General features: G+C 41.8%; 23 protein-coding genes, 1 tRNA gene and 1 pseudogene. 20 read left to right on the forward strand and 5 right to left on the reverse strand.

The genetic code is table 11. From position 1 onward, the window contains the following. Positions 1-60: 60 nt before the first annotated feature. The 9 genes from AMR95_RS03170 (at position 61) to AMR95_RS03210 (ending at position 9206) form a co-directional block, all read left to right on the forward strand. The gene (locus AMR95_RS03170) at positions 61-1521 is read left to right on the forward strand and encodes a tetratricopeptide repeat protein (RefSeq protein ID WP_058837574.1); all 1461 of its coding nucleotides are present in this window, start codon (positions 61-63) and stop codon (positions 1519-1521) included. A gap of 363 nt (positions 1522-1884) precedes the next feature. Beyond that, positions 1885-3279 carry a C40 family peptidase gene (locus AMR95_RS03175; RefSeq protein ID WP_058837575.1) on the forward strand — a complete coding sequence of 465 codons (1395 nt, stop codon included), beginning with the start codon at positions 1885-1887 and terminating at the stop codon, positions 3277-3279. 234 nt (positions 3280-3513) lie between these two features. After that, complete coding sequence (gene trxB / locus AMR95_RS03180) at positions 3514-4464, forward strand: thioredoxin-disulfide reductase (RefSeq protein WP_039183330.1); 951 nt, start codon at positions 3514-3516, stop codon at positions 4462-4464. A 357-nt stretch (positions 4465-4821) separates the two neighbouring features. Continuing rightward, positions 4822-5286, forward strand: coding sequence for an 8-oxo-dGTP diphosphatase (locus tag AMR95_RS03185; protein WP_024423553.1), 465 nt, complete (start codon positions 4822-4824; stop codon positions 5284-5286). 39 nt (positions 5287-5325) lie between these two features. Further along, on the forward strand, positions 5326-6213 hold the full coding sequence (gene rapZ, locus AMR95_RS03190) for an RNase adapter RapZ (RefSeq protein ID WP_039183329.1): 888 nt from the start codon (positions 5326-5328) through the stop codon (positions 6211-6213). Next, a complete protein-coding gene (locus tag AMR95_RS03195) occupies positions 6214-7173 on the forward strand; it encodes a gluconeogenesis factor YvcK family protein (protein ID WP_034281026.1) in 960 nt (319 codons plus the stop codon). Between the two features lie 17 nt (positions 7174-7190). Continuing rightward, complete coding sequence (gene whiA / locus AMR95_RS03200) at positions 7191-8141, forward strand: DNA-binding protein WhiA (RefSeq protein WP_024423550.1); 951 nt, start codon at positions 7191-7193, stop codon at positions 8139-8141. Positions 8142-8167: 26 nt separating this feature from the next. Continuing rightward, positions 8168-8425, forward strand: coding sequence for an HPr family phosphocarrier protein (locus AMR95_RS03205; protein ID WP_024423549.1), 258 nt, complete (start codon positions 8168-8170; stop codon positions 8423-8425). Between the two features lie 37 nt (positions 8426-8462). Continuing rightward, positions 8463-9206 (forward strand): arylamine N-acetyltransferase family protein, encoded by a 744-nt coding sequence (locus tag AMR95_RS03210; protein WP_058837576.1) that lies wholly within the window; start codon positions 8463-8465, stop codon positions 9204-9206. Between the two features lie 50 nt (positions 9207-9256). Here the strand turns inward: AMR95_RS03210 and AMR95_RS03215 are convergent. Together AMR95_RS03215 and AMR95_RS03220 are read right to left on the reverse strand one after the other, a co-directional pair. Then, a pseudogene (locus tag AMR95_RS03215) lies at positions 9257-9583 on the reverse strand (ribonuclease); the annotation flags it as partial. 345 nt (positions 9584-9928) lie between these two features. Then, positions 9929-10906: a 2-hydroxyacid dehydrogenase gene (locus AMR95_RS03220; protein ID WP_058837577.1), complete on the reverse strand. Its 978-nt coding sequence runs from the start codon at positions 10904-10906 to the stop codon at positions 9929-9931. Between the two features lie 552 nt (positions 10907-11458). Here AMR95_RS03220 and AMR95_RS03225 point away from each other — a divergent pair. Next, a complete protein-coding gene (locus AMR95_RS03225; protein WP_047203875.1) occupies positions 11459-12040 on the forward strand; it encodes a beta-class carbonic anhydrase in 582 nt (193 codons plus the stop codon). A 37-nt stretch (positions 12041-12077) separates the two neighbouring features. Beyond that, positions 12078-13700: a SulP family inorganic anion transporter gene (locus AMR95_RS03230; RefSeq protein ID WP_047203861.1), complete on the forward strand. Its 1623-nt coding sequence runs from the start codon at positions 12078-12080 to the stop codon at positions 13698-13700. 27 nt (positions 13701-13727) lie between these two features. Here AMR95_RS03230 and AMR95_RS03235 read toward each other — a convergent pair whose 3' ends face one another. Next, entirely contained in the window at positions 13728-14069 is a 342-nt protein-coding gene (locus AMR95_RS03235) for a MazG nucleotide pyrophosphohydrolase domain-containing protein (protein ID WP_058837578.1), read from the reverse strand. Positions 14070-14202: 133 nt separating this feature from the next. On the opposite strand from AMR95_RS03235, the gene AMR95_RS03240 reads away from it, so the two are divergent. Then, on the forward strand, positions 14203-14781 hold the full coding sequence (locus AMR95_RS03240) for a TIGR00730 family Rossman fold protein (RefSeq protein ID WP_058837621.1): 579 nt from the start codon (positions 14203-14205) through the stop codon (positions 14779-14781). Between the two features lie 58 nt (positions 14782-14839). On the opposite strand, the gene clpP is transcribed toward AMR95_RS03240, so the two are convergent. Then, a complete protein-coding gene (gene clpP, locus AMR95_RS03245) occupies positions 14840-15436 on the reverse strand; it encodes an ATP-dependent Clp endopeptidase proteolytic subunit ClpP (protein ID WP_007500118.1) in 597 nt (198 codons plus the stop codon). Positions 15437-15689: 253 nt separating this feature from the next. Here clpP and AMR95_RS03250 point away from each other — a divergent pair. Further along, positions 15690-15765, forward strand: a tRNA-Arg gene (locus tag AMR95_RS03250). Positions 15766-15983: 218 nt separating this feature from the next. Here the strand turns inward: AMR95_RS03250 and AMR95_RS03255 are convergent. Then, positions 15984-16166, reverse strand: a complete 183-nt coding sequence (locus AMR95_RS03255; RefSeq protein ID WP_012011344.1) for a hypothetical protein — start codon at positions 16164-16166, stop codon at positions 15984-15986. 100 nt (positions 16167-16266) lie between these two features. Between AMR95_RS03255 and AMR95_RS03260 the strand changes: the two genes are divergently transcribed. The 7 genes from AMR95_RS03260 to AMR95_RS03290 all read left to right on the forward strand — a co-directional run bounded on the left by AMR95_RS03260 (position 16267) and on the right by AMR95_RS03290 (position 23576). Continuing rightward, positions 16267-16818, forward strand: a complete 552-nt coding sequence (locus tag AMR95_RS03260; protein ID WP_058837579.1) for a hypothetical protein — start codon at positions 16267-16269, stop codon at positions 16816-16818. Between the two features lie 242 nt (positions 16819-17060). Further along, positions 17061-18230 carry a macrolide family glycosyltransferase gene (locus AMR95_RS03265; RefSeq protein ID WP_058837580.1) on the forward strand — a complete coding sequence of 390 codons (1170 nt, stop codon included), beginning with the start codon at positions 17061-17063 and terminating at the stop codon, positions 18228-18230. A gap of 320 nt (positions 18231-18550) precedes the next feature. Beyond that, positions 18551-20194, forward strand: coding sequence for a nickel ABC transporter substrate-binding protein (gene nikA / locus AMR95_RS03270; RefSeq protein ID WP_058837581.1), 1644 nt, complete (start codon positions 18551-18553; stop codon positions 20192-20194). 14 nt (positions 20195-20208) lie between these two features. Continuing rightward, complete coding sequence (gene opp1B / locus AMR95_RS03275; RefSeq protein WP_058837582.1) at positions 20209-21138, forward strand: nickel/cobalt ABC transporter permease; 930 nt, start codon at positions 20209-20211, stop codon at positions 21136-21138. 5 nt (positions 21139-21143) lie between these two features. Then, positions 21144-22031, forward strand: a complete 888-nt coding sequence (opp1C, locus tag AMR95_RS03280; protein ID WP_058837622.1) for a nickel/cobalt ABC transporter permease — start codon at positions 21144-21146, stop codon at positions 22029-22031. Then, positions 21994-22812, forward strand: coding sequence for an ABC transporter ATP-binding protein (locus tag AMR95_RS03285; protein ID WP_058837583.1), 819 nt, complete (start codon positions 21994-21996; stop codon positions 22810-22812). Before opp1C ends, AMR95_RS03285 begins: the two co-directional genes overlap by 38 nt. After that, complete coding sequence (locus AMR95_RS03290; protein ID WP_058837584.1) at positions 22806-23576, forward strand: ABC transporter ATP-binding protein; 771 nt, start codon at positions 22806-22808, stop codon at positions 23574-23576. Before AMR95_RS03285 ends, AMR95_RS03290 begins: the two co-directional genes overlap by 7 nt. The last annotated feature ends 297 nt before the right edge of the window (positions 23577-23873 follow it).

Here is a 23873-nt window from a genome sequence, read left to right on the forward strand (position 1 = left end):
TGACGACTGGTGAAGTATGTTATACTACACACGGTACACTGTTCGAAATGGAGGGTATCGGTGAGTAAATACACTTCTCAAAATAATCACACACAAGTCGTCCAGCTTTTTCAAGATGGGCATTACTTTTTTCATAAAGGTCTTAAAGCATATAGAGAAAGAAATTTGTCTAGGGCAAGTAAGCTAATACAGCGGGCCATCGTACTTGAGCCTGAAAATGTAGAAATGCTGTCACAGCTTGCCATTATTTATACTGAAATGGGTCATTACCAGCAATCAAACGAACTGCTTGATTTCATCCTCGAACACATCGATGAAAACATGTCTGAGTGTCACTACTTTAAAGCCAATAATTATGCCAATCTCGGACTATTTCAAGAGGCATATAAATCAGCTACTGCTTATGCCGCACTGGAAGAGAACGGGGAATTTGCGGATGAAAATGACGATCTCCTGGACCTGCTCGATATGAGCGACGAAGAGGACGAAGATTTTCCTTATGATCAGGATGACCTGATTGTGAAGCAGGATCAAGCAAACCATTTGCTAGAAAGCGGCAGACTCGATGAAGCCATTGAGATGCTGGAACAGATGATTGTTGAGTATCCAGAATTTTGGTCAGCGTATAATAATCTCGCTTTGGCCTATTTTTATTCTGGTCGAATCCATCAGGCGAAAGAAATGTTGAACCGGGTCCTTCATGAAAATCCCGGTAATCTGCATGCCCTTTGCAATCAGCTAGTCTTCTACCATTATGAAAAAGAAGAAGAGAAGGTCAACAAGTTAGCGAAGCAATTAACGCACGTGTATCCAATACTAAGTGAACAGCGTTATAAGCTTGGTGCAACATTTGCCCTTGTAGGAGAATTTGAATGGGCCTTTAAATGGCTTTATTCTTTGTACAAAACAGGCTTTCAGGGAGATAGTACATTTTTATACTGGCTTGCAAGCGCAGCCTATCATACAGGCCACAAGACGCTCGCCCAAACGGTTTGGGATAAGATGGTCGAAGAAGACATCGACGCAGATGAAATCAAGCCGTGGCAGGATAAACCTGAGGTGACTGAGCCAATGGTCTCAATTGAGGAACGGCTGACTGCGTATTATGTCAGTAAGCAAAAAGGAGAACGTGACGTTCTGCAGTCTGTCCTTGATGCACGTGCAGCGAAAACGGCCTTTGAACAGCAATTCATAGAACTGCTTTTGTATGAAGATGAAATGAAAGAAAAGTCTTTTTCAGAAGATGCAGTTTTTGCAAAACAGGCGGCATCCAGTTTAGAGGAAGCCGTTCAGCCTGACAGCCATATGCCTTATTTTTGGTTATTCCATATTATTCAGCAGGCACGTGCTTCTGGTATTGATAAGAAAAATGCGCCTGCCTGGGCAGCAGCATCTTATTATCTATGGATGAATGAACAAGAAGAATCAGCTGTCAGCAAAAAAGACATTGCGTCTGCTTTTCAAATCAGTGTTCAAACACTGTCAAAATACGAACGAGAAATCTGTACGTTAATTGATTAAATAGGTAAATAGATTCAGAACATCCCAGCATGGCCGAAAAGGTCATGCTTTTTTCTTGGATAAAAAGGTGGGATTTGCAAGGAATTGGCGAAGTATGACAATCACGACATGTTTTTGAAACATAAATGTAATAAAAATATTAGCTCATTTTGTCGATGTCTCATGTATAATGAAAATCGTGGATTAAAACAAAGATAGATATTTAAATATTTTACTATACATAATGAAACACCCAGTGATGAAACAATCTGGTCAACATCTGACTGAACAATCAGGAAGAAAGACATAGAGAGCACAGATTGGTCGCAGAGAATTTGCTGCTTTCTAATGTCGCTTGGGAAATTGTCAAAGGAGGAACTATTTGTGAAAAAGTTTATTACTTTCGGTTTAGCTTCGGTGATCGGAGCGAGCGGTTTATTTATTCCATTTACACATGAAGCAAACGCACAGAACTTTGAACAAAAGAAACAAGAACTAGACAGCAAGCAATCTGAGGTAAACAAGAATCTTCAAAAGAAAAAAGAAGAGCTTTCAAAGCTTGAAGCAAAACAAGAGGCACTTGCACAAAAGCTTAAAGATATTGATGAGAAAGCTTTAAAAACAAGTGATCAAATCGAAGAAAAACAAAAAGAAAATGAAAAAACAAAAAAAGAAATCAAAGCACTGAAAAAAGAAATTGCTGATACAGAAAAACGTATTGAAGAAAGAAACGAGTTCTTGAAAAAGCGTGTACGTGCCCTTCAAGAGAGCGGCGGTTCTACGAAATACATAGATGTATTACTAGGAGCAAAAAGCTTTAGCGATTTCATCAGCCGTGCAGGTGCAGTTTCTACACTAATCAACGCAGACAGTGAAATCATTAAAGAGCAGGAAAAAGACAAAGCAGAGCTTCAAAAGTCTGAAAACGAATTAAACACAAAGCTTGAAAATGTGCAAAGCACACTTGCAAAGCTTGAAACACTTCAATCAGACTTGAATAAACAGCTTGATGAAAAAGACAAGCTATTCAAGCAAGTGAAAAAGCAAAAAGGAAGTGCTTTTTCTGAAATCAGCGAGTTAAACAGTGAGGCTAACAGCATTGCATCTGAAAAGGACGCAACAGTAGCTGCACAAAAACAAGCTGAAAAAGAAGCTAGAGAAGCAGCTCAAAAAGCAAAAGAAGAAAAAGCGCAAAGACAACAGCAGCAGCGTCAAGCTAGTGTTCAAGCGGAAGACAACAGCTCAAATAACGATAGCAGCCCGTCTTCAAGTAACAGCGGGTCATCTAATAATAACAATAACAATAATAACAGCAACAGCAGTTCACCAAGCAAGAAGCCATCTACTGGCGGTGGATCACCTGTCAGCAGTAACGTAGGCGGAATTGAAGGTGCAATCAGCACAGGTTCTACTATTGTTGGACAATCTCCATATAAATGGGGCGGCGGCAGATCACAAGCCGATATTGACGCACGTCGTTTTGACTGTTCTTCATTCGTTCGCTGGGCTTTTGCATCAGCAGGTATCAACCTTGGACCAGTTGGCGGTACAACAACAGATTCGCTTGTAGGTAAAGGAAGAGCTGTAAGTGCATCTGACATGAAACGCGGAGACCTTGTGTTCTTTGATACGTATAAAGTAAATGGACACGTTGGTATTTACTTAGGAAACGGTACATTCTTGAACGATAACAGCTCTCGCGGTGTTTCAGTTGACTCAATGAGCAACGTATACTGGAAAAAAGCATTCAAAGGCGTTGTAAGAAGAGTCGTTGAATAAATCATTACTTTTTATATAACCGTAAACAGGCTTCCTTAAACAGCAGTTTAAGGAAGCTTTTTCTTTTTTTGAAGATATGAGCAAATGATTCGCTTATTCCCCGCAGATTTAATAGGATATGGGTAAGGAATAAAAACTAAGAGTGGAAATGATGCTCTCTGTCATGAATGGAAGCATCACCCAAGGGCATTCTAATAAGAAATGCGAGCAGCAATTGAAGAGGGAGTGACAGTTGTGTCAGAAGAAAAAATCTACGATACGATCATCATTGGAGCGGGTCCTGCCGGAATGACAGCCGCTGTTTATACATCACGGGGAAATCTTTCAACATTAATGATTGAAAGAGGAATTCCAGGCGGACAAATGGCGAATACGGAAGATGTCGAGAACTATCCTGGCTTTGAAAGCATTTTGGGGCCGGAACTTTCAAATAAAATGTTTGAGCATGCGAAGAAATTCGGTGCAGAGTATGCGTATGGCGATATCAAAGAAATCGTGAACGGTGAAGAATACAAAATCGTCAAAGCCGGCTCAAAAGAATACAAAGGACGCTCTGTCATTATCGCGGCAGGGGCTGAATACAAAAAAATCGGTGCACCAGGTGAAAAAGAACTTGGCGGCCGCGGCGTATCATATTGTGCAGTATGTGACGGAGCATTCTTTAAAAACAAAGAGCTTGTCGTCATTGGCGGCGGAGATTCTGCTGTAGAAGAGGGTGTGTATCTCACACGCTTCGCTTCTAAAGTAACGATTATCCATAGACGCGATAAGCTTCGTGCACAAAGCATTTTACAAGCACGTGCCTTTGATAATGAAAAAATTGACTTCATGTGGAACAAAACCGTCAAACAGATCAATGAAGAAAACGGGAAAGTCGGCAGTGTGACATTGGTTGATACGGTGACTGGTGAAGAAGAAGAGTTTAAAACAGACGGCGCCTTTATCTATATCGGAATGCTGCCACTGTCTAAACCATTTGAAAATCTCGGCATTACAAATAAAGAAGGCTACATCGAGACAAACGAAAGAATGGAAACGAGAGTGGAAGGTATTTTCGCAGCGGGTGACATTCGTGAAAAAACACTTCGTCAAATTGTCACAGCAACAGGAGACGGAAGTATTGCAGCACAAAGCGCACAGCATTATGTAGAAGAGCTTGCTGAAAAACTCAAAGCAACGAAATAATTGGCTGTCGTAAATCCTTAATATAGCGTCATGGGCTTTTAACTGGAATGTAACACGGGTGAAATAATTTTCCGTTATGATAAAACTAGTAATTGACCCCCTTTTATAAGGAATACATGTTTGGCACGGATGTGAATCCGTGTCCTTTTTTTTGCCTAAAATCAGAAATTCACCAGATGTTCACAAATGACGCATGGAGAACCGTTAGATGCTGTAAAATAAAGAGTTGAGAAATGGCTCGTTACATCATTCAAACGAAAACCGGTCTGTTTTCGGGGAAGAACGGGCATGTTCATTGTGGGAGTCAGGTTGAACCTGTATAATAAGTTAAAGACATAAAAGAGTAGGTGACAGCTGATGCAACGAGTAACCAATTGTGTGCTGCATCACGAAGATCAAGTTCTCTTGCTGCAAAAGCCAAGACGGGGCTGGTGGGTAGCACCGGGCGGCAAAATGGAAAGCGGAGAATCGGTCAAGGATTCAGTCGTTCGAGAATATAGAGAAGAAACAGGTATTTATATTTTAAATCCGCAGCTGAAAGGTGTTTTTACCTTTATCATAAAAGAAGGCGATCAAATCGTTCAAGAGTGGATGATGTTCACCTTTATGGCAGATTCATTTACCGGAAAAAACGTAACAGAGTCAGAGGAAGGCATTTTAAAATGGCATGACGTAAAGGATGTGCCTCATTTGCCGATGGCTCCAGGAGATTCCCATATTCTTGATTTCATGCTCAAAGGAAAAGGACTTCTGCACGGCACTTTTACGTATACACCCGATTTTGAGCTGATTGCTTATCGGTTAGATCCTCAGGGAGAATAATACATGAACCGTTTTCATAAAGAAGGAGAGGAAGCAGGCATGAATACACACAAACAAGAAGATATTCAGCTTGTGATTATTACAGGAATGTCAGGTGCGGGGAAAACCGTCGCCATTCAAAGCTTTGAAGATTTAGGCTACTTTTGTGTTGATAACCTGCCGCCATCACTTTTACCGAAGTTCCTAGAGCTCATGAAGGAATCGAATTCCAAGATGAGCAAGGTCGCTCTTGTGATGGATTTGCGCGGACGCGAATTTTTTGACAGCTTAATTGCGGCATTAGATGAAATGAGTGATCTTGACTGGATCACGCCAAGAATTCTATTTTTAGATGCAAATGATAAGGTACTTGTCTCAAGATACAAAGAAACGAGACGTTCGCATCCCCTTGCGACAACAGGTTTGCCGCTTGAAGGAATTGCAATGGAGCGCGAGCTGTTAGAGGAATTAAAAGGCCGGTCTCAAATGATTTTTGATACATCGGATTTAAAACCAAAACAGCTGCGAGAAAAAATCGTCACGCACTTTGCGACAAACCAAGGTCAGGTGTTTACAGTAAACGTGATGTCCTTTGGCTTTAAATACGGTCTGCCGATTGATGCTGATCTTGTCTTTGACGTGAGATTCCTGCCGAATCCTTACTATATTGAGAGTATGCGTCCACAGACTGGAAACGATGAAGAAGTGCGCTCCTATGTGATGAAATGGAGTGAAACGCAAAAATTCACAGAGAAATTAATCGATCTTCTCAGCTTTATGCTTCCGTCGTATAAGAGGGAAGGAAAAAGTCAGCTTGTGATCGCCATCGGCTGTACAGGCGGGCAGCATCGATCTGTGACGCTGGCCAACTATTTATCGGAGTATTTTAAAAACGATTACTATACACATGTCACTCACCGGGACATTGAAAAGAGAAGCAGAAAATAGATGACGACACTACCAAAGGTGGTCATTCTTGGCGGTGGCACTGGCTTATCTGTTTTGCTCAGAGGGCTAAAAACGAAGCCAGTGGACATTACCGCTATAGTAACGGTTGCTGACGACGGAGGCAGCTCAGGCAGACTGCGGCATGATTTGAATATTCCCCCTCCAGGTGATATTCGAAATGTCCTTGCAGCTCTCTCTGATGTTGAACCGCTTGTAGAAGATTTATTTCAGCACCGTTTTAACAAAGGGAATGACTTAACAGGCCACTCACTCGGCAACCTCATTCTTGCGGCCATGACAAATATAACCGGTGATTTTTTTCATGCCGTCACTGAAATGAGCAAGGTTTTAAATGTGAGAGGAAAAGTATTGCCAGCAGCAAATTCAAGTGTTGTTCTTCATGCGGAATTAGAAAATGGGCAAATGGTGACAGGAGAATCGAAAATTCCCACCTATGGTGAGCGAATTAAACGAGTGTTTCTCACACCCGATACGATTGAACCGCTGCCAGAATCTATTCAAGTCATTCGTGAGGCGGATTTGATCGTCATTGGGCCTGGTAGTCTGTATACAAGTATTTTGCCAAACTTGCTTGTGCCGCATATTGGAGAAGAAGTGATTCGCTCAAAGGCGAAAAAAGTGTATATTTGCAATGTCATGACGCAGCCGGGGGAAACGCTTTCCTACAGTGCAGCTGATCATGTTCAGGCATTAAATGATCATATGGATCGTCCATTTATCGATACGATTTTTGTGAACAATAAAGAAATTCCAGAAGAAATCAAAGCAAAATATGCAGAAGAACAGGCACAGCCTGTCCAATTCGACACAGATGCACTGAAAGCAATGGGACTAGAAGTGATTCCTGGAGAAATCATTACATACGACCAGCATGTCATTCGTCATGACACGCTGAAAGTAGCCTCGCTGCTTGTCGATCTGCTGCATCAGAAAAAATAGGAATGGGGGTGGCAAGGATGTCATTTGCATCCGAAACAAAAAAAGAGCTGACTAATCTGGACGTGAAGGACTGCTGCACAAAAGCAGAGCTTTCTGCCCTCATCCGTATGAACGGTTCATTATCTTTCTCTAATCGAAAATTGATTTTAGATATACAGACAGAGAACGCAGCCATTGCAAGACGTATTTATACGCTGCTCAAAAAGAAATACGATGTGACAGTCGAACTGCTCGTCCGTAAAAAAATGAGATTGAAAAAGAATAACGTGTATATTGTCAGACTGGTAGAACGAGCGAAAACCATTTTAGAGGATTTAAAAATATTAGGTGAGCAATTTGTATTTGAGCGCAATATTTCAGAAGAGCTCGTGAAGAAAAGATGCTGCAAGCGCTCCTATATGAGAGGTGCTTTTTTAGCAGGCGGTTCTGTGAATAACCCAGAAACGTCCTCCTATCACCTTGAGATTTTTTCACTATATAAAGAACATAATGATGCCCTTTGTGAGCTGATGAATCAATTTCATCTCAATAGTAAAACACTTGAGCGCAAAAAAGGGTACATTACGTACATGAAGGAAGCAGAAAAAATCACGGAATTTTTAAGTGTTGTGGGCGCTCATAACTCACTGCTTCGCTTTGAAGATGTGCGAATCGTCCGAGACATGAGGAACTCCGTCAACCGGCTCGTCAATTGTGAAACAGCAAACTTGAATAAAACGATTGGTGCATCACTGCGTCAGGTCGAGAACATTCAATTTATTGATGAAAAAATTGGACTTGATGCCCTGCCGGAAAAGCTTCGTGAAATTGCTAAACTGCGAGTCGACTATCAAGAGGTCACGCTGAAGGAACTTGGAGAAATGGTGGAAAGCGGCAAGATCAGCAAGTCAGGGATTAACCACCGTTTAAGAAAACTAGATCAAATCGCAGAACAATTACGAAACGGACAAGCTGTTACACTCAAATAGGAGAATGAAAAAGGGAGGCAGATCATATGGTGGAAAAAACGGTCACCATCCAGCTGAAAACAGGCTTGCAGGCACGTCCAGCTGCTTTGTTCGTACAAGAGGCTAATCGCTTTGGAGCTGATATTTTTCTAGAGAAAGATGGGAAAAAAGTCAATGCGAAAAGCATTATGGGTCTCATGAGTCTAGCGATCAGCTCTGGGGTTACTGTCACACTGATTGCAGATGGTGCGGACGAACAAGAAGCCATTGAGGCGTTAACAGATTTTATCAATCAAGAAAACTGAGTCTCTTCAAAGGCTCAGTTTTTTAGGAGGGAATGTCATGATTCAATCAGCTTTTTTACAGAAGATCGGATATGAAGGCCAGTCGATCACCTTTAATGACTTACCTGTATTATTAAAAAAAATGGCCTATACCTTTCCATTTGAAAATAGATCTGTTCTGAACAAACAATCCTACGCTTTGAATCAAGAAGGGTTGAAGCAGCATCTTCTTGAAGAAAACAGAGGAGGTCTTTGTTACGATCTCAATCCTCTCTTATACTATGTGTTAAAAGAGGCTGGGCTCTCTGTACAGCTTCTTCAAGGGACAGTGTATATCAAAGAAGCGGACACGTGGGCCATTGATGGCACGCATGTAGCCATTATGTTGAAGCATCATAACGAACGCTTTCTCATTGATGGGGGATTTGGTGTGAATTTACCTCTTCAGCCTGTGCCTTTTACAGAAGATTGGGTGGAAGGAGCGTCTATTCGGTTTCGCGTCAAAGCAGAGAAAACCGAAAAGGGGACACATCTACTCCAATTAGATAGGGGAGATGGTGCTGAAACAGGCTATGCTTTCACATTGAACGAGGTGGACGAGGCTGCATTGGTCCAATTGAGACACGAGATTTATGAAAATGAATCCTCTACTTTTAACAAAAGACCACTTGCGTCAAAGCTCACGCCAACAGGACGTGTGGTCGTTACTGAGGATCATGTCACCACACATGAACATGAAGAAGTGTCGAAAAAGCCGCTTCCGGTTCCTTTTGAGGATTATGTGAAAAATCTTATACCGTAAACCATACTAAAAGACAGCCCCAGATGAAACAGGGCTGTCTTTTGTATTGATTATCGAATACGTGTGAAAGTCGCATAATGGTCTGTTGTTTTGTAAATGAGCCAGTCGCTTGAATACACAAGACGGTCAGCATTGCGGAAGCCTGAAACGTAGTTGATGTCTGCCTCACGCCATGTGCGGCCGCTTGCTGAAGGAAGACGTCCTTCCCGGTTTGAGAAAATATCTCCACCGATGCTTTTACCTGGCGCCACTTCTGCTAGATTTCCCTTAGATGCCACCCATCCGAGAGCACTTGCTTGTGATTTCGTAATGTAGTTATCAGGCAGTCGTTTGTAGCGAATTAAATAATCTGCTACACCATCAAACGTATTAATGACGGCAAGGGTACGTACATCTGGCGTGAGCTGAATAGAAGCATTTTCAGTTGTGGCTGTTGGTGTAAGAGGTGTTTCTGCATGAACTTGCTGCGGGATAAATCCAGAAAACAGAATAGCAGCGATCAGAGCGAACATAGTCAAAACTGAACTCAATCTTTTCATCTTCATCCTCCTATTAAGGAAATCCGATGCCGTCCTCTTGATGCTTGTCTACCTCATATTATAGCACCCGAACATGAAGGAAATGTAAAGAATCAGGATCTTTGCTAAAATGAGACTTTTCTCCTGAATCCTCTTAAAGAAATAAATAAAAAGACGCAGTTCAGTTCCCTGCGTCTTATTTGATCAAGAGGAAGCAAGCTCCTTCACAACATCAACAGGCGCCTTCCCATCTATTCCATGAATCACATTATGAATGGCTCGTTTCAGCATGAGATCCCTTGTTGTTTCAGTAGCGGAACCGATGTGAGGGGCTAGGGTGACATTGTTCATCTCTTTGAAAGGATGATCCTCTTGAAGCGGTTCCTGCTCATACACATCAAGACCAGCGCCTTTGATCCATCCCTTCTGAAGTGCTTGAATGAGGCTTTTTTCATCCACTGTTTTCCCGCGGGAAATGTTTACAAATAAAGCCGTTTGCTTCATTAACTTCAATTCTCGTTCCCCAATCATATGATACGTTTCCTCGGTCAGCGGTGTAATCAACACAATGATATCAGCTTGTTTTAAAAGATCATCAAGTGCACAATAGACAGCGCCATACGCCGATTCAGCCTTTTCATTCCGGCTTCGGTTATGATAAAGAACATTCATATCAAAACCATGTGCTGCCCGTTTGGCAACTTGTTCTCCAATACGTCCCATGCCAATAATACCGAGCGTTTGGTGATGTACATCGATGCCAAAGATCTCTTCTTCCTGTACGAATTTTGTCCATTTTCCTTCACGGATAAAACGATCAAGCTCGGCGATTCTTCGCGCAGAGGAGAGAATGAGCGAAAAGGCAAGGTCAGCCACGGTATGATCGAGCGTATAAGGGGTGTGCGTACCAATCACGCCTCTTTGCCTCATCGCTTCTATATCGAAATTGTCATAGCCGACAGAGTTATTACTCACTACCTTGAGTTTTGGTGCGTGATCTAACAGCTCTTGATCGATTTTCGTTCCAGACGTTAAAAGACCATCAGCGTGCTGCAGCTTTTCAAACAAAATGTCTCTTGGAATAGGGTCTTTGGATTGCCAAACCTCGTATGTACAATGTTCCTTTAGCATTTCCTCAAAAGAAGCAGGTAAGGGTTTGGCGACAAAAATGTGTGGTATCACAGTCAATTCGCTCCTTTCACATGGTCATCTTACTCCTTTTATTATAAAGCAACCATTTCGGCAGAACACGTTTGAATGTTATCAGCTCAATATTTAATATACTAAAATAACGGTAAAGAAAGACATTTTCTTAGTGAAAAAGTAGATTCATATGCCATCTGATGCATTTTTTATCTATATAAAAATAAGCGGATAGTAGAGGAGACATGTGAATTTGCAAGATTTTACGAGAGATTATCTGACAAAATGGAAAATAGATCGAGACTTTTTGATAGAAAATTTATTATATTTGAAATGTATTAAACGGGATGGTCATTTTCTACTAAACCATTTTATTGTCTTTTAGTGTGATGAGAACAATAGATTGAAAACAAACCCGCGAATCCGCTGGGATGCAGCGTAAAATAGAGAAAATAATGATATTTCTTCTCATCGTTTTCTCATTTTTTTCTTTTTTTTCTATCATTTTTCTTCTCTATTCTTGAGAACACGAGAAGGAAAAGGAGGACAGGCACGAGCTTACGTTACTTAAAAAAGATGGGAGATGGCAAAATGGGATCAAAATTAGAACAGATTCTTCAGCACAATTCAGAGTTTGTGAATGAGAGACATTATGAGCCTTACAAAGCGGGGAAATTTCCTGAGAAAAAATTGGTCATTTTAACGTGCATGGATACCCGTCTTTTGGAATTATTGCCGCAATCTATGGGGCTGCGCAACGGGGATGCAAAGATCATTAAGAATGCGGGCGCTATCGTGACACATCCGTTCGGCAGTGTGATGCGGAGTATCCTTTTAGCTATCTATGAGCTAAAGGCAGAGGAAGTATGCATTGTAGGTCATCATGAATGCGGAATGGCAGGTCTTGCGGCGGATCCTTTACTTGAAAAGGCGAAAGCACGTGGAATCGAAGAGAAATGCTTAAGCATTGTAAAAAACTCAGGAGTCGATTTAAAGGGCTGGCTGACAGGCTTTGATTCAGTTGAAGAGAGCGTGGCCCAAAGTGTGAAATTAGTGAAAGAGCATCCACTGATGCCAAGTGATGTGGCTGTTCATGGACTGGTGATTCATCCAGCAACAGGAAAGCTGGATGTCGTTGTGAAAGATAAACTGATTGACCCGCAGTATACCTAAATCATCTACACATACTTAAAGGAGGCCAACACATACCATGCGTTTTTATGGAAGATTTGAAGGGTACAATTCATCAAAGTTTAGACGCGATTTAATCGCTGGGCTTGTCGTGGGGGTTGTGGCAATTCCTTTAGGCATGGCATTTGCCATTGCATCTGGTGTCGGACCAGAATATGGATTATACACAGTCATCGTTGCCGGCATTTTGATTTCATTGTTTGGTGGTTCAAAGTATCAGATCGGCGGGCCGACTGGGGCGTTTGTTCCAATTTTATTCGGGATTGTCAGCCAGTACGGTATTGAAAACTTGCTTATTGCCGGTTTTATGGCAGGCTGTATGCTTGTATTATTCGGAATATTCAAACTAGGAAAGCTCATGAAGTTTATTCCTCGTCCGGTTATCATCGGTTTTACTGCTGGCATTGCTGTCATTATTTTTTCAGGACAGATTGCCAACTTCCTCGGATTAAAGGGTGTTGAAAAACATGAAAGTTTTTTCCTCAATATGAGAGAAATCGTGGTCCATCTCGGTACCACAAACAGTCTCGCCATCATCACAGCCGTCACCGGGCTCATTGTGATTTTGGCGGCACAAAAATACATTCCCAAAATACCTGGTGCTCTATTAGGTCTATTGGCTTCTACGTTTCTCGCCGTTCTTTTCTTTCAAGGACAAGTTGAAACGATTGGCTCTGCATATGGTGAAATCCCTCGTCAGCTGCCAACCTTCGCTTTTCCTGAATTGACGATTGAAAAAATGATATACCTCCTGCCTCCAGCAATTATCATTGCACTTTTAGGCGGCGTGGAATCGATTTTGTCCGCAATGGTTGCTGATAATATGAAAGGCTCTAAGCATGACAGCAATAAAGAGCTTGTTGGGCAAGGAATTGCCAATATGGCGGCACCGCTTTTCGGAGGAATTCCAGCGACGGGCGCTATTGCCCGCACGGCAACGAACATAAAAAATGGCGGAGCAAGTCCGATTTCTGGTGTTGTGCATGGCGTTGTCGTTTTGTTAATTTTAATGGTATTTGCGCCATATGCGTCAATGATTCCACTTGCTGCAATGGCACCAATTTTAATGTTTGTTGCTTGGAATATGAGTGAGAGAAAAGAATTTATCAATATTGTGAAAGTGAAAAATGCCGATTCGCTTGTACTTGTCGTGACCTTCCTGCTCACAGTGATCGGTGATTTGATTATTGGCGTCACCGCTGGTCTCATTTTAGCGTTTATCGCTTTTATCAAAAAAATGAGCCAGACGACCAATATCCATACAAATGTCGCTGTTCCTCAGATGGAAACAGCAGCTGCTTTAGAAAAACAGGTAGACGAGAAAGGGATCAGTATGTATTCCATCGAAGGGCCGCTCTTTTTCGGAACAACAGATTCATTGGAAAATTCGATTTTGGACCATGTTCAAACAAAACCGAAAACACTCATTCTGCTTATGAATAAAGTCAATTATATGGACACGTCGGCAGAAGCGGTTCTCATGAATATCTCCAATCGGTTAAAGCATCATAATGGAAAGCTGATGATCGTTGGGCTTCAATCACAGCCTAAGGAGCTTTTGCATCGAACAGGTCTTTTCCATCATATCGGAAAGCAGCATTTCTTTGAACGAACAGATGACATCTCACCACAGCATCTTTAAGGCTTAGAAAAACACGTGACAGCTTGGTCACGTGTTTTTTACTGACTCTTTTTCTCCAGAAAAACGTTTTGTGAGTTTCTGTTGATGAGCGCTGAAGACCTCTTCTACTGTGACGTCATAGAGATCCGCTAAAATGAGGAGGTTTGCTAAGACATCTCCCATTTCTTCAATGAGTTCTTTCTTCAGCTCAGATGATTCCTGTCTCTGCTCATCAGGCCGGTCTCGTCCAATTTCTATTGCTCTAACAGCACGAGCGAGTTCTCCCGTTTCTTCCATTAAGAAGCCTAACCGGATAAACGGTCCATATTCTGTCCAATTTCTCATTTGATAAAAATCCTTGATCCACTTCTCCATTTCAGTTGTTTGCATTCTCTCTATACAGCTCCTTATATGGTGTTCACTCTTTTGATTTTACACTATATATAGAAGAAACGGCTGTTTTTTTACAAATCATTATAGTAGAATGAGTGAAGAAATCATAGAGAGAGATGGAGCTGTTTTGATGAAAACGATTTGTGTGTTTGCTGGTTCGAATCCAGGTGTAAATGATGTCTACAAACAAAAGGCTGTAGAGCTGGGGGCTTATATGGCGAAGCAAGGCATTCGTCTTGTTTACGGCGGATCGCGTATTGGGTTAATGGGCGCGATTGCCGATGAGGTCATGAGACATGGCGGACAAGTGATCGGGGTCATGCCTAAGGGGCTTTTTAGAGGAGAAGTCGTGCATCAAGAGCTGACAGAGTTAATTGAGGTAACAGGCATGCATGAACGAAAAGCGAAAATGAGCGAGCTGGCCGATGGGTTTATTGCGATGCCAGGTGGCTTTGGTACATATGAAGAATTATTTGAGGTGCTGTGCTGGGCACAAATCGGCATCCATCAAAAGCCGATTGGATTGTATCAAGTGAATAACTATTTCAACCCGCTTATGGACATGGTGAAGTTTAGTGTACAGGAAGGCTTTTCAAATGAATCACACCTTCAATTGTTACATGCTTCGAGCGAACCGGAGGAATTAATCACGCAGATGGCTTCTTATCAAACACCGTCTCTTCAGCAGAAATGGACGGAGCTGTCTTAAAGTAGGATTAAAACAAAAAACCGTCTGTTCAAGGAGCAGACGGTTTGTGTTGTGATCATTATTTTTGTTCTTCTGTATTACGGGTCAAGACTTTGTCAATGAGTCCGTATTGAAGTGCTTCTTCCGCTGTTTTGAAGTTGTCACGATCTGTATCGCGCTCAATGACTTCAATTGGCTGACCAGTACGTTCAGCAAGTACTTGGTTCAGTTTATCGCGTAAAGAAAGGATTCGTTTTGCCGCAATTTCAATTTCTGTTGCTTGACCTTGGGCACCGCCTAGTGGTTGGTGAATCATGACTTCACTGTTTGGAAGAGCATAACGCTTACCTTTTTCACCAGCAGCAAGCAGGAACGCACCCATAGATGCAGCCATACCAATACAAATAGTTGATACCTTTGGTTTAATAAATTGCATCGTATCGTAAATGGCCATACCAGCTGTGATTGAACCGCCAGGGCTGTTAATGTAGATAGAAATATCTTTTTCTGGATCTTCAGCTTCTAAGAAAAGCAGCTGTGACACGATGGAGTTGGCAACATTGTCATCGATCGCAGAACCAAGCATGATAATACGGTCTTTTAAAAGACGAGAATAAATGTCGTAAGCTCTTTCCCCACGATTTGTTTGCTCAATGACTGTAGGTATTAAATTCATAATGTTCCTCCTTCACCTTTTAGGTAAGTATGTAATTCAATGATACATTTTTGGTCAATAAAGGTCAAACAAAACGCTGACCTAAATTCAAATACCCCTATCCATTTTCCCCAAAATCATTCCACTTCAAACCATCATATTAGTTTATGTATCCAAAGTAAGAAAATACATCATCATGACGAATGATTAATCATTGCTTTCTCGCAGCATTTCCCTTATAATTTGATATGCTGACGTTCAAAAAACATATCGTGCGCTCGTAGCTCAGTTGGATAGAGCGGTGGTTTCCGGTACCACGTCTGCCGGGGGTTCGAATCCCTCCGAGCGCGTACTTGACCTTGTTTACGATGATAAAGGTTATTCATGAACCCCTCTTCATTTAGAAGAGGGGTTTTTGTATGTTCAATCGGATTCATCGTTCTCTTCTAATAAAGCTAGGGTAAGCAAGTGAAAAAACGATCTTGTTGCAAAACAGCAACATCTATCCGAATATAATAAAATAACCCCCACTCTTAACATAAGGATGGGGGTTATTGCTATAAAGGGGTTACCTGCCTTTTTGGCCTTTCCTGTAAATAGCCGCAGGTATAATTGTAAGAAGAACAATGATAAATCCAATCACGGATACAGTATTTTTTATTGTATTGTCATTCACAGTGAAGTTTGTCACGATCATTGCCGCCAGACAAAGAATGATGATTAAATAACTGTATTTCTCCAAGACTTTCACAAAATATCCCTCCAATATGAATCTATAAAATTGAAACAATTATTATAATATGATATTTTTACCTCATATACAAAAAATAAACAAGAAAGGGGTATATTGGATGACAACTATTTTTCATAAGAAGAGTGTTATATGCTTCATAACAGCTCTTTTCATGTTATTGTCAACGATTTTTACTGCGAATGCAACAGCAATTAGTCCTAATTCAGAAGTGGATGAAGAGTATCAAGAGTTGCTAGAGGTTTTATTGGCGATTGAAGCTTTACCTGACAGCGTTATTGCAAAAGGAGATGAAGCCGTAGTTAAATGGTTGAAAGAGAACTCTAATATCCCTCTTCAACGACATGGTGAGGTTGTTACTATGGGTGTAGTTGGTTGTATTTCTGCGGTTGGAACTGCCATTATAACCAATGTTATACCAATAGCAAAAATCGCAAAAGTCAAGTCCGCAATAAAAGCTGCAGGAGGCGCGACAAAATTTGTTAAAACATTGATTCCAGCGTATAAAGCCGCCAGACAGGCGGGGAAAAGTAAGTGGAATGCTGTAAAAGCAGCTGTAAATAAAGCAGCGAAAAATGCTAGTCCTGAAGCAAAAAGAGCACTGCTTGAATTTTTCAATATAGGAAATGTGTATTCAGCGTGCTTTGAATAAATATCAAAACATCAGATCCGATCTCCATTGAAAAACAGTCTGATGCATTTAAAAAAATGCTGCTCAAATCATAATGTGAAAAAGACAAAGTGCTTATTAGGAGACTTTGTCTTTTTTTCTGCCACTTTATGATGAAATACTGGACATAAGACTCATTTCTTCCCTTTTCAGGCGTATTTGTTGAGCCGGCTTGCTGTATATGATTAACATGGAAGGGAATTGACAATGAGGAGGGATTTCTTGTGGCGAAGATTTTATTGATTACGTTTCCAGCTGAAGGACACGTGAACCCTATGTTAGGAATGATCAAAACATGGGCGGATCGAGGCGATGAAGTGCATGCGGTTACAACTGTACATTATCAGGAACGAATCAAACGCTTAGGCGCTCACGTACATATACATCCAGACTATATTCGGACATTACATGTGGAAGAAGGAGATTTAGATTCCATGCAGCCGTTCTTTCATGCCATGCTGCAAACATCATATGATATTTTAGAGGTAGTGGAAACACTTTCCGATAAGCATTCATTTGATTTGGTCTACTACGATATGTTTGGGGCAGGAGAGCTTGTTCGAGATTACTTGCGCATTCCGAGCATTGGATCCAACCCATCTTTTGTGCTGCAAGAGGCGCATTTTGATACACCGCTATACAGGAAGGATGAGAAAGCTGAGCATCTGTTAGAAAAAATACAAGAGCGTTTTAGCGTTCAGCCAACGCGTTTGATGCAATTTATGAAAAACCGTGGAGAACTGAATATCGTCTATACAAGTGAATATTTCCAGCCTTCTGTTGATTCATTAAACGATTCGTTTGTCTTCATTGGACCGAGCTTTCTAAAAAGAGCCGACCAGCATGATTTCCCGCTGGAAGCACTTGAGCAAGAAAAAGTCGTTTTTATTTCCATGGGCACCGTTCTTGGGGATACAGAAGCATTTTTTAATATGTGTATAGATGCCTTCGCAGACTTTGACGGAAAAGTAATCATCGCAACAGGTGAAAAAGTAGATCGTTCTCTCTTAAAAGAGGCGCCTGCTCATTTTCTGATCGAGTCTTATGTGCCGCAGCTTGAAGTGCTCGAATTGACAGATGTGTTTGTAACGCACGGCGGAATGAACAGTGTCAATGAAGGTATTCATTACCACGTTCCGATGGTCGTCATTCCAGTCGACAAAGATCAGCCGATGGTGGCACAAAGACTGACTGAATTATCTGCTGCCTGTGCACTTGATAAAGATCAGCTGACAGCAGAGCAGCTAAGAGAGACCGTTGAGACGGTTTTAGGCAGTGATACGTACCGGGCGGGGATTGAGAAAATTGAAGAAAGCTTCCAAGCAGCAGGTGGAACAGAAAAAGCATTAAGGGTGATCGATCAATTCATACAAGCGAAACAGACTCAATCATGAGTCTGTTTCAGCGTGTAGCCAAACCCCCGCATTCGTTGTCAGTCCTGCGCTCCGGTGCTCACGAATGTTAAATTCGCTCCGCTCCGGTACTCGTCCTTCCTAGACTGCAAAGGTTTTCTATCACGCTGAAAAGAAGACAAAGGGCTAAAATCAAGATCATTTTAGCCCTTTGTCAACAATCTGAAACAGACTCAATCATGAGTCTGTTTTTTTATGAAAAGATGTTGTATTTCCCATTTCTGTATGCTAGTATTCAATTCGTAATCATTTCGATTAATAATCGTAATGATTACGATAATGTTGAATTGGAGGAAATACATATGAGTGATCAACCTGTTTACATAAAGAAGAAATATGAGAAAAAGCATCCCTATGTGACATACACCTTGATGCTGTTTTCAGTGATGGCTTGTTTTTTATTGGCCTCATGCTCTGGAAACAAAGCATCTTCCAGCATGAATGATAGAGAAGAAGATGAGCTCGTGTATGCAAGTACAAAAGATATCAGGGACATCAATCCCCATCTATACGGCGGAGAGATGGCTGCTCAAAATATGGTGTTTGAATCGCTTGTCGTCAATACAGAGAAGGGCGTTCAGCCTGCCTTAGCGAAAAGCTGGGACATTTCAAAAGATGGAAAAACCTACACCTTTCATCTTCGAAAAGGTGTGACTTTTTCAGATGGTGAGCCTTTTAATGCAAAGGCAGTGAAATTGAATATTGATGCTGTCGTCAAAAATATTGAAAAGAACGCTTGGCTTAATCTCGTATCCGAAATCAAATCCACAAAGGCGTTAGATGACGATACATTTGTTCTCACGTTGAAAGAGCCTTATTATCCTACGTTAGAAGAGCTGGGCTTAACACGCCCCTTCCGTTTTATTTCTCCAAAAAGCTTCATTGATGGAACGACTGCAAAAGGAGTCAAAAGCTATGCAGGTACAGGTCCTTATGTTCTAAAGGAACATAAGAAAAATCAATATGCCGTTTTTGAAATGAATGACCACTATTGGGGGAAAAAGCCGAAAATTTCAACCGTGAAATGGAAAGTCATGCCGGATCACCAGACCATCTTACTTGCGCTCCAAAAAGGAGAGATAGATCTTTTATTTGGAGCAGATGGTGACATGATCGATGGAGACTCATTCCAGGCTTTAAAAGAAGCAGGTCAATATGGTGTAACCGTGAGTCCTCCTGTTGGTTCAAGATCGATAGTCATTAATTCAAACCAGCCAATCACAAAAGATCCGAAAGTAAGAGAAGCGTTTCAATACGCCATTCAAAAGGACATGATCACAGAAGGCATTTTAAATGGAACGGAAAAGGTGGCACACACATTGCTTGCTCCTTCTGTCCCATACGCAAATATTCCATTGAAAAAGAAAACTTATCAAAAGAAGAAAGCAGAGGCAATATTGGATGAGGCAGGCTGGAGGATGAAAGAAGACGGGTATCGCTATCAAAATGGCAAACTGCTGAGTGTGGCTATTTACTATAATTCCGATAATGCAGGGGAAAGAACGATCAGCGAATCAATTCAACAAGATTTCAAGCAGGTGGGGATCAAGCTGGATATTAGAGGAGAAGAAAAACAGGCATTTTTAGATCGCCAAAAAACAGGAAAGTTCGATCTGATGTACTCGCTGTCTTGGGGACTCCCATATGATCCACAAACTTATGTCTCTTCATTCCGTGTAGCATCCCATGCTGATTATCAAGCCCAATTAGGACTGAAAAAGAAAAAGTGGCTGGATGAGACGATTACGGAAGTATTAGTAGAACCAGATGAGCAAAAGCGGAAACAAATGTATCAAGAAATATTGACGTATATCCATGATGAAAATGTCTACATCCCAATCTCTTATTCTGTGACAAAGGCCGTTTATAATAAGCGCCTGAAAGGCGTAGGTTTTCATGTGTCTCAGTATGAAATCCCATTTGACCGTATGTATTTTGCGTCATAAAACGAGGTAGAGACATGACTCGCTATCTCTTAAAACGAATACTGATGCTTTTTCCGCTTATGATCTTCATCACCTTCTTTGCTTTTGTCCTGCTGACGATGCGGGCAAGTGATCCAGCTGAGGTCGCTTTGCGGGTGAATCAAGTCACTCCAACAGAAGAAATGATTGAATCGATGCGTCAGGAGTTAGGTTTAGACCAGCCGTTTTTCATCCGCTATGCCACATGGCTTAAAGATGGATTAACAGGTGATTTTGGTAAGAGCTATGTCACACAGGAGCCGGTTTTTAATCTTATCATGGAGGCGCTGCCTGCTACATTGCAGCTTGCAGGAGCAGCGCTCTTTTTGATCATATTGCTCAGTTTGTTGTTCGGGGTGATTTGTGCATATGCTGCTCATTCCTGGGTGGACCGGATCTTGAGAGCCTTTGTGTTTATCGCCGCTTCAATGCCTAGTTTTTGGCTGGGGATATTGTTGATTTGGCTTTTTTCTGTCAAATTCAATTGGGTCAATACGAGTGGAATGGAAGGGTTCAAATCGATTCTTCTTCCAGCTGTCACATTATCATTTGGCTACTTATCGACCTATGTGAGACTGATACGCAATCAAATTCTAAAATTTCAGCACGAGCCCTTTGTTTTTTACGCAAGAGCACGTGGTTTAAAGGAACGAACCGTTCAACTGAAGGTCATGAGGCATGCCCTGCAATTAGCGGTGACAGCACTTGGCATGTCTATTCCAAAGCTCATTGCAGGAACTGTTATTATTGAGAACCTTTTTGCTTGGCCAGGGGTTGGCCGGTTGTGTGTAACAGCTATTTTCCATGCTGATTTCCCTATTATTCAAGCCTATTTGTTTGTGATGGGGTTCCTGTTTGTTATGTGCAATCTCATCGCTGATGTGATCCAAATGACCATGAATCCGCAGTTGCGAAAGGAGGTCTGACAACGATGATAGGGTGGCATCAATTAAGAAAAGACCGTATGGCGATTCTTTCAATCTGGCTGTTAGTACTTGTCGCATTAGCTGGACTGTTTGCACCAGTGTTAGCACCACATGACCCAACAAATACGAACATTCTTCAAAAATATGCCGGTATCAGTCTTACTTATCCACTAGGAACGGATCATCTAGGGAGATGTGTATTGTCTCGCCTTTTATATGGCATTCGGACAACAATGCTTGCGGCCATGCTGACGATGTGTATCACGATGCTCATTGGCAGTGTACTTGGACTCATGGCGGGATTCTTTCGAGGAAAGGTGGATGGGGTTTTGATGAGGCTGTGTGATGTCATGCTTTCCTTTCCAGCAGAGGTGATGATCCTTGCGGTTGTGGGAATCCTCGGACCTGGACTATTCAATATTATTTTGGCGAATGTCCTAGCGAAATGGGCCTGGTATACAAGGATGATTCGTTCGTCTGTCCTTCAATATGCGAATGAACCTTCTGTTCAATTTGCAAAGGTGTCTGGCGGCACACCCTTTTACATATTGAGGAGACATCTATTTCCTCGCATCTCAGGAGAAATTGCTGTTTTTGCGACACTTGATGCGGGCTGGGTAATCTTAAATATATCAGCACTGTCTTTTCTTGGGTTAGGTGTGAGTGCACCTACACCAGAATGGGGTATGATGCTCAACGAGGCGAAGAATGTCATGGTGACACATCCTGCCCATATGCTTGCGCCTGGACTTGCCATCTTGTTTGTGGTCATGGCGTTGAACTTTTTAGGAGACAGCCTTCAGCATGCCGCGAATCCTGCCATGCATCATACCAGAAAGAAAGGGGGGAGGTCATTTGCCTTTAATCGACGTAAAAAATCTGTCCGTACATGATCCACAGAAGCAAAAGAATATAGTGACGAATATCACATTTTCTTTACACCAACAACGCTGTTTAGCCGTCATTGGAGAAAGTGGCAGTGGAAAATCAACTGTCGCAAAAGCGTTAATTGACCTTGTCGCCCCTTCGCTAGAAGTGGAAGGAACGATCATTTTTGACGGCAAAACATTGACAAATCAAGAAGCGCATCAATGGCGGGGGAAACGAATAGGTTTCATCTCACAAGATGCTATGAATGCATTCAATCCCATCGAAACGATTGGTCATCAAATAATGGAAACATTTCAGCAGCATTTGGGCTTACGCGGGAAAGAAGCAAAAGCACATGCTATGGCTGGGCTTGCATGTGTTCATTTAAAAAATCCATATGATTTGATGAAAAAATATCCGTATGAACTGTCTGGAGGAATGCTTCAGCGTGTGATGATTGGCATCACGATGATGCTTTCTCCTAACGTGATCATTGCAGATGAGCCAACTGCATCGCTTGATGCCTTTAATCGGCGTGAAGTCATCAGACAATTACACAGGCTAAAGGAAGAAACCGGTGTTACCTTGATCGTCATAACGCATGATTTAGGCATCGTTCAGGCAATCGCCGATGAGTTGATGGTCATGCACCAAGGAGTAATGCTTGAGCATGGGTCAGCCAAGGAAGTGTTCACATCACCCGAGCATCCCCAAACAAAGCATTTACTGGAGACGAGGCTTCGATTATCTGCTCCTATTAAAGCACTGCGGCAGCAGAAGAGAGCGGAGGCGTTTCCATGTTGATCACAGCTATAAATCTAGTCAAACACGGTGAGAAGAAAGGTCTTTTTTCACATCAAAAGAAACAAAAAGACCGCATATCAAACGTTTCGTTTCAAATTGAAAAAGGACAATGTGCCGGATTAGTCGGTGAGAGCGGCAGTGGCAAAAGTACATTGGCACGTATCCTGCTCGGTTTAGAAAAAATAGATAGAGGCGAGGTACAGATTGATGGCATGCCAGCTGACAAGTGGCGGAGGGTGAATCGGGGAAAAATGAGTGTTGTTTTTCAGGATTATCTATCTTCTGTTCATCCCTCCTTTACGGTGAAAGAGATCGTAGCAGAACCGATGCGTTTGTTAAAGCAGAATCAGAATCTGGATCAGAAAGTTTTGTCATTACTTCAGCAAGTCAGGCTGCCCTCGTCTGTACTGAATCAATATGCTCATCAGCTAAGCGGCGGTCAGCTTCAGCGAGTGTGCATCGCACGAGCTATATCAACGCACCCATCCATTCTCATACTAGATGAAGTCCTGAGTTCACTGGATGTTTCTGTTCAAGTACAAATATTGGAGTTGCTTGAGACATTAAAACAAGAGCTAGACATGACGATCCTTCTCATTACCCATGATGTAGAAGCAGCGGTGTATCTATGTGACCGTCTTCTATTTTTACATGAAGGAAGCCTAGTGGAGGAATGCAAAAAGGACGAATTGTTTGAAGTGTCCCATCCATTTACACTCCAGTTAATCGACTCACTTATGCCTTTTCAGCTTGACAAAAAATAACCAATCTTTTATCGTATACGTAACAAACGACGGAAGGGTGACCCAATGCAATGAAGTACTAATCCTATGACCTGTAAGCAAAATGAACGAACGAAGGCAGTGAGCAAACGATCGGTTTGCCATGTTTGCTGCGTTTTCATTTTTTAGCTTCGGAATAGGATGGTACAGCTTGGGAATCAAAGAATGAGGTGATTGATACGTGGGATGTGTGTGTTCAAATTGGAACGGCACACCATACTGGATCAATCCGCTTATTTTTGTACACCATTTTGCCTCCTATTCTGAGAATGGGAGGCT

The organism is Bacillus sp. G1(2015b) (assembly GCF_001482475.1).
Lineage (GTDB): Bacteria > Bacillota > Bacilli > Bacillales > Bacillaceae > Bacillus > Bacillus safensis.

Bases quoted from the DNA above. Each gene is read 5' to 3' on its own strand.
- AMR95_RS03185 (WP_024423553.1), top strand. From the start codon at position 4,822: ATGCAACGAGTAACCAATTGTGTGCTGCATCACGAAGATCAAGTTCTC.
- rapZ (WP_039183329.1), top strand. From the start codon at position 5,326: ATGAATACACACAAACAAGAAGATATTCAGCTTGTGATTATTACAGGA.
- AMR95_RS03195 (WP_034281026.1), top strand. From the start codon at position 6,214: ATGACGACACTACCAAAGGTGGTCATTCTTGGCGGTGGCACTGGCTTA.
- whiA (WP_024423550.1), top strand. From the start codon at position 7,191: ATGTCATTTGCATCCGAAACAAAAAAAGAGCTGACTAATCTGGACGTG.
- AMR95_RS03205 (WP_024423549.1), top strand. From the start codon at position 8,168: ATGGTGGAAAAAACGGTCACCATCCAGCTGAAAACAGGCTTGCAGGCA.
- AMR95_RS03210 (WP_058837576.1), top strand. From the start codon at position 8,463: ATGATTCAATCAGCTTTTTTACAGAAGATCGGATATGAAGGCCAGTCG.
- AMR95_RS03225 (WP_047203875.1), top strand. From the start codon at position 11,459: ATGGGATCAAAATTAGAACAGATTCTTCAGCACAATTCAGAGTTTGTG.
- AMR95_RS03230 (WP_047203861.1), top strand. From the start codon at position 12,078: ATGCGTTTTTATGGAAGATTTGAAGGGTACAATTCATCAAAGTTTAGA.
- AMR95_RS03235 (WP_058837578.1), bottom strand. From the start codon at position 14,069: ATGCAAACAACTGAAATGGAGAAGTGGATCAAGGATTTTTATCAAATG.
- AMR95_RS03240 (WP_058837621.1), top strand. From the start codon at position 14,203: ATGAAAACGATTTGTGTGTTTGCTGGTTCGAATCCAGGTGTAAATGAT.
- clpP (WP_007500118.1), bottom strand. From the start codon at position 15,436: ATGAATTTAATACCTACAGTCATTGAGCAAACAAATCGTGGGGAAAGA.
- AMR95_RS03260 (WP_058837579.1), top strand. From the start codon at position 16,267: ATGACAACTATTTTTCATAAGAAGAGTGTTATATGCTTCATAACAGCT.
- nikA (WP_058837581.1), top strand. From the start codon at position 18,551: ATGAGTGATCAACCTGTTTACATAAAGAAGAAATATGAGAAAAAGCAT.
- opp1B (WP_058837582.1), top strand. From the start codon at position 20,209: ATGACTCGCTATCTCTTAAAACGAATACTGATGCTTTTTCCGCTTATG.
- opp1C (WP_058837622.1), top strand. From the start codon at position 21,144: ATGATAGGGTGGCATCAATTAAGAAAAGACCGTATGGCGATTCTTTCA.
- AMR95_RS03290 (WP_058837584.1), top strand. From the start codon at position 22,806: ATGTTGATCACAGCTATAAATCTAGTCAAACACGGTGAGAAGAAAGGT.